The organism is Brevibacterium samyangense, from assembly GCF_039529845.1.
Classification (GTDB): domain Bacteria; phylum Actinomycetota; class Actinomycetes; order Actinomycetales; family Brevibacteriaceae; genus Brevibacterium; species Brevibacterium samyangense.
Map to the genome: position 1 here is coordinate 12607 of NZ_BAAANO010000013.1, position 5573 is coordinate 18179.

Below are 5573 nucleotides of genomic sequence, written 5' to 3' on the forward strand. Positions count from 1 at the left end.
CTATCAGGAGGCCGACGAGGTGCTCGACGCCCTCGCCGCCGGCGGCCGCATCACCGCGGACGAGCCTGCTCCGGCCGATGTCGTCCTCGTGCTCGCTCCTGCCGGCACCGCAGGCACGACCGGGGCATCCGCCGACGACCCGGCCACCGAACCCGCCGACGGGACCTTGACCCCGACCGCCACGGCCACGCCGGACACCTCCGGCCCGGAGGCCCGGCTCCTCTTCACCGAGGCGCTCGGTGAACTGGCCCCGACCGCGGTCTCCGGCCCCTCGACCTCCGCCGCGGACGGACTCATCGGCGACCTGCGGGCCGACGGCGCCCCCGTCACCACCGTCGACGGGCTGCAGTACACCTCCGGTCCCGTCATCACCGCCCTCTCCGTCGCCTCGACGCACCAGGGTGCGCGCGACGCCTTCGGTTTCGCCTCGGCGGCGGACACCGTCGTTCCCGACGCGGAGGCACTCCGGTCGCCCCTGGCGTCCACCCAGCAGGCGGACGCGGAGGGAGCCGAGGGGACCGGAGAGGGGGAGCAGTGATCTCCCGCCTCGTCCTCGCCGGTGCCGCGGCGGTCGTCGGCTACGGCGTCACCGCGGCGACGATGACACTCGTCAAGCACGCTCCGGCGGAGCTCCGTACCCGGTTCGACCGGGTGAACCACGTGGGGCGCACCGTCACCCTGTCCGAGGGACCGGCCGTCGCTCTCGGTCTCACCTCCGCCGCCGCACTCGTTCCCGCGGGTCCCGCCCGCCTGGGTGCGGTCGCGTCGGTCGCCGCTGCCGGAGCCTTCGGTGCGATCGACGATTTCGGGGAATCCGGGAGCTCGAAGGGCCTCCGCGGCCACCTCGGTGCGCTCGCCCGGGGTGAGGTCACGACCGGGGCGCTCAAGGTCATCGGCATTCCCGTCGCCTCGGTGCTCTCCGCCGCCGTGGCGCTCGAACCCCGTCCCCTCGCCGGTTCGGCGTTCGCCGGCCGGTGTGCGGACTCCGTCCTCGCCGGGGGAGTGATCGCCGGCACCGCGAATCTCTTCAACCTGCTCGACCTCCGTCCCGGCCGTGCGCTCAAGGCCGGCGCACTCGTCCTCGCGCTCGGCACGACCCGGACCCCCGCGACCTCCGTGCTCGCAGGTGCGGCTGCGGGAGCGATCGCCGCCGCACTGCCGGACGACCTCGCGGGCCGGGCAATGCTCGGCGACACCGGGGCCAACGCCCTCGGTGCGCTGCTCGGTGCCCGCATCGCGCTCGGTGGAGCGGACCGCACCCGCCTGGCCGCATGGCTCGCCGTGCTCGCCGGACTCACGCTCGCCTCGGAGAAGGTGTCCTTCACACGGGTCATCGAGAACACCCCGGTGCTGCGGGACCTCGACGCCTGGGGTCGCTGAGTGGGACGCCTCGCGGGGCTCCTCGCCCGCACCGCGCTCCTCGTCTCCCTGCTCACGCTCGCCGCCCGGGCAGTGGGCTTCCTCAGGTGGCTCGTCTTCTCCCCGACCGTCGGTGCCGGGGTCGTCGGTACCGCCTACCAGTCGGCGAACCAGGTCCCCAACATCCTCTTCGAGGTCGTCGCCGGTGGCGCCCTCGCCGGGGCCGTCGTCCCCCTGCTCGCCGGTCCGCTCGCGAAGGCGGACACCCGGCAGGTCTCCCGGATCGCCTCGGCACTGCTCGGATGGGCGCTCCTCGTCACGGTGCCGCTCGCGGTTGCGGTCGTGGCGTGCGCGCGGCCGCTCGCCGCCGTCCTCGTTCCCGACCCGGCCGCCACCGAGGTCGCCGCCGCGTTCCTCGTGATGTTCGCCGTCCAGCTGCCCTTCTACGGCGTCGGCGCGGTGCTCACCGGCGTGCTCCAGGCCCACCGCCGGTTCCTCTGGCCGGCCTTCGTGCCCCTCCTCTCGAGCCTCGTCGTCATCGGGACGTACCTCGGGTACGGGATGCTGCCCTCGGGGCCGGACTCCTCGCCGCCGAGCTCCCTCGCGCTCCTCGGCTGGGGCACGACCTGCGGTGTTCTCGCACTCTCGCTCCCGCTCGTCCTGCCGACCCGTCGCGTCGGCGTGCGTCTGCGCCCGACACTGCGGTTCCCGGCGGGCGTCGCCGTGCGGGCCCGACGTCTGGCCTCGGCCGGGGTCGTGGCGCTCCTCGTCCAGCAGGCCGCCGTCCTCGTGACGATGCTCGTGGCGAATCGGGTGGGCGGGACCGGCGTGTACGTCGTCTTCAGCTACATCCAGGCCGTCTACCTGCTGCCCTACGCGGTCCTCGTGGTGCCGGTCGTCACGATCGCCTTCCAGCAGCTCTCCGCCCAGCTCGCCGCGGCGGGGGCGGGGCAGGAGTCCGTGGCCGAGGCGTCCCGCACCGTCTCCCGCACGACGGACCGGGTCCTGTGGCTGGGTCTCACGGGGGCCGTCGTCCTCGTCTGCGCCGCCGGCCCCCTCGAGGACTTCTTCACCGGCATCGACCGTGCCGCGGCCTCGAGCGAGGTCCCCTTCGCCGCGATGGCGTCCGGTGTCGTCCTCATGGCACTCGCGGTCCCGGGGTGGTGCCTCGTGAACTGGGGCCAGCGGATCTTCTTCGCGCACGAACGCTCCCGGTTCGCCGCGTTCGGCCCCGTCCTCGGTTGGGTGATCGTGGTCCTCGTGGCCCTCGGTGGCGGTGCATGGGTGGCCCGGGCGAACACGGTCGCCGCCACCGACAGCCCCGGGGCGACACTCCTCGTCATCGCGGGAGCGCATGCGCTCGGGATGACGATCGCCGGGGTCCTCGCCGTCGTGCTCGTCCGGACGGTGCTCGGCCTCGGTTCGCTGCGGCGCACGGGACTCGTCGCGGTCGCTCTCCTCGTGTGCGCCGCGCTCGCAGTGGCCGCATCCACCGGGGCCGCAGGCGTGCTCGGCGCCGTGCCGGGTCTGCCGCCGCTGCTCGGTCATGTCGTTCGCGGGATCCTGCTCGCGCTCGTCGGCGTCGCCGTCATGGCGGTTCCCGTCCTCCTGGCACGCAGGAAGAATGCACCGGAGGACCGCCCGTCGGCAGCCGACTCGTCGGTAGACTTCGAACGGGACGCCACCGGGGAATGACGCGACCGGTGCACGAGGGACCCCACACATCACGAGCGAAGGAGAGGCCGGACATGGAACCACTGAGGATCCTGCTCGTCCTCACCACCTCGACCGGCGGCGTCGGCACCCACGTCGCGTCCCTCGCCGAACGCTATGCCGCTGCCGGGCACACCGTCGGCATCATCGGCGCCCCGGAGACCGATGCCCACTTCGGGTTCACCCGGGGGGCGCGCGGCCGCATCAAGTTCGTGCCCGTCGAGTTCCGCTCGTCCCTCGGACTGCGGGACACTGCCACGGTCCGCCGGCTCTCGTGGCTCGTGTCGACCTTCCGTGCGGATGTCGTCCATGCCCACGGCTTCCGTGCCGGGCTCGCGGTGCTGTCCGCGATCGCCCGCATCGCCCCGGCCGAGCGACCCGCCTCCGTCGTGAGCTGGCACAACCGGGCGATGGCGACCGGTGCCCGTGGACTCGCCGAGAAGGCCGTGGAGACGCTCGTCGCGCGGGGTGCGGACCTCACGATCGGTGCGAGCGAGGACCTCGTCGACGAGGCCCGCGCCTTCGGGGCACGGAACGCGGTCTTCGCCCCGGTGGCGGCGCCTCGCGCGCAGACGAACGACGATGTGAACGCCGCCCTTCTGCGATCCCGGCTCACCCGCGAACTCGACCTGCCGCGTGATGCGCAGATCCTCCTGAGCGTCGGGCGCGTGGCGCCGCAGAAGAACTACCGCATGCTCCTCGAGGCGCTCGCCGAACTCGCGCCGGACCACCCGCGGTTGCATGCGCTCATCGCCGGGTCGGCCGACCCGGTCGAACTCGAACGCATCGCGGCGTACGCCCGGCCCCGCCGACTCCCGGTCCACATGCTCGGCCAGCGCTCCGACGTCGGCGACCTCCTGCGTGCCGCGGACCTCTTCGTCCTCACGAGCGAGTGGGAGGCCCGGGCGCTCGTCGTCCAGGAGGCGATGGCGGCGGGCACCCCGATCGTCGCGACGGCCGTCGGCGGCCTGCCGGGCCTCCTCGGTGACGCCGGTGTGCTCGTGCCCCGCGGTGACTCGGCCGCGCTCGCTGCGGGCCTCCGTCGCCTGCTCGACGACCCCGACGAACGGGTCTCGCTCGGCTCCCGCGCGGCGCTGCGGTCCCGCGACCTTCCCGACGAGGACGCGGTCGCGCAGACCCTGCTCGCGCACTACCGGGATGTGCTCGCCGGTCGCCGGACGGACCGGGGGACGCCGCCGTCCTCCTCGCAGGGCGCGTCCTCGCCACCCGACCGTGCACGCCCGTGGCGGCGGGTAATGTTGACCAGGCACGTACGACCCCAGTAAGGACGAAGACTCCATGACCGTGACCGGCGCACTCCCGGACCCCACCTCGCTCCCCGCACGTCCCGAGCTCGATCCGAACACCCGCATCATGCACGTTCTCACCGAGTCCACCGGGCCCATCGCCGATGTCGCGAAGGTCGCCGTCGCCGGGCACGTCGAGGCCGGTCACGAGGTCGCGGTCGCCGCCCGACCCGAGGTGTTCGCCGCTCTCGACATGCCCGAGAGTGCGCTCCTGCGTCACATCCCCGTCGCGATCGCGGCGGGCCCGCGTCCGGGGGATCCGGACGCCGCCCTCACGCTCCACAAGTACTACCGGCACGTCGACCTCGTGCACGCCCATGGTCTGCACGCGGCGGCCGTCGCCGGTCTCGGCTTCACCGGGCTGCCCGCCGGTCGCCGGCCCGTGCTCGTCGCGACCGTCGGTCGGTTCGGTTCCCGCAACGTGTTCGCGAAGACGGACGCCGCTCTCGTCGCCCGGACCGCCTCGGCGGTGCTCGGGACGACCGAACCCGTCGTCGAGCACTTCGCCGATTCCGTCGCCACCGTCGAGCGTGCCCGGCTCATGCGTGCGGACCTCGACCGGAACGTCCGGCCCACCCGATCGAAGGCCGCCGTCCGCAAGGCGCTCGGTATTCAGGCGGGAACGTGGCTCGTCGCCTCCCCGGTGGAACTCGTCGACCACACCGCGCTCACGACGATCGTCGATGCGGCGACCCAGTTGTCCGCACACCGCGCCGATCGCCGGTGGACCGTCGCGCTGAGCGGCACCGGCGGACTCCGCGGGCTCATCGGGAAGGAGTTCGCGCGACCGGGCCGCGGCCTCGTCCTCGCCGACCACGACGACACCATCGACCTCCTCGCCGCGGCGGACGTCGTCCTCGCGAGCGACCGGATGGGCGACATCGACCCCGAGGACCTCATGCAGCTGGCGAAGCCGGTGGTCTTCGTCGGCACCGAGCGCGGAGCCCGCATGTGGGGCGATGCCGCCTTCGCCACCCCCGCCGACTCCACCGAGGAACTCCTCGACGCGGTCTTCACGTACATCGACAGCCCGGCCGCGCGCGGCGCCGCCGGCATCGCGGCCCGCCGCCGGGTCGACGACGCGGACTCCGGGGCCTTCCTCGCCGAGGACCTCCGTGCGCTCTACGCCGGGCTGCTCTCCGGAGCCACCTGGGTCTGAGCGGCCGTGCCGCACCCCGCCGAGGCGCCGCGGAG

Annotated in this window: 5 protein-coding genes; all 5 read left to right on the forward strand. The window is 73.7% G+C overall.

Translation table 11 applies throughout. The features are described 5' to 3' along the window. Positions 1-538, forward strand: a 538-nt coding sequence (locus ABD172_RS06850) for a copper transporter (protein WP_344308168.1), incomplete at its 5' end; no start/stop codon positions are given. After that, entirely contained in the window at positions 535-1380 is an 846-nt protein-coding gene (locus tag ABD172_RS06855; protein ID WP_344308170.1) for a hypothetical protein, read from the forward strand. The genes ABD172_RS06850 and ABD172_RS06855, both read left to right, overlap by 4 nt. Continuing rightward, on the forward strand, positions 1381-3054 hold the full coding sequence (gene murJ, locus ABD172_RS06860; protein WP_344308171.1) for a murein biosynthesis integral membrane protein MurJ: 1674 nt from the start codon (positions 1381-1383) through the stop codon (positions 3052-3054). It begins immediately after the preceding gene. A 53-nt stretch (positions 3055-3107) separates the two neighbouring features. Then, positions 3108-4358 carry a glycosyltransferase family 4 protein gene (locus ABD172_RS06865; protein WP_344308173.1) on the forward strand — a complete coding sequence of 417 codons (1251 nt, stop codon included), beginning with the start codon at positions 3108-3110 and terminating at the stop codon, positions 4356-4358. A 13-nt stretch (positions 4359-4371) separates the two neighbouring features. Further along, positions 4372-5538, forward strand: coding sequence for a glycosyltransferase family protein (locus ABD172_RS06870; RefSeq protein WP_344308175.1), 1167 nt, complete (start codon positions 4372-4374; stop codon positions 5536-5538). Positions 5539-5573: the final 35 nt, after the last annotated feature.

Excerpts from the sequence above, each read along its gene's own strand:
- ABD172_RS06865 (WP_344308173.1), top strand. The coding sequence starts at position 3,108 with ATGGAACCACTGAGGATCCTGCTCGTCCTCACCACCTCGACCGGCGGC.
- ABD172_RS06870 (WP_344308175.1), top strand. The coding sequence starts at position 4,372 with ATGACCGTGACCGGCGCACTCCCGGACCCCACCTCGCTCCCCGCACGT.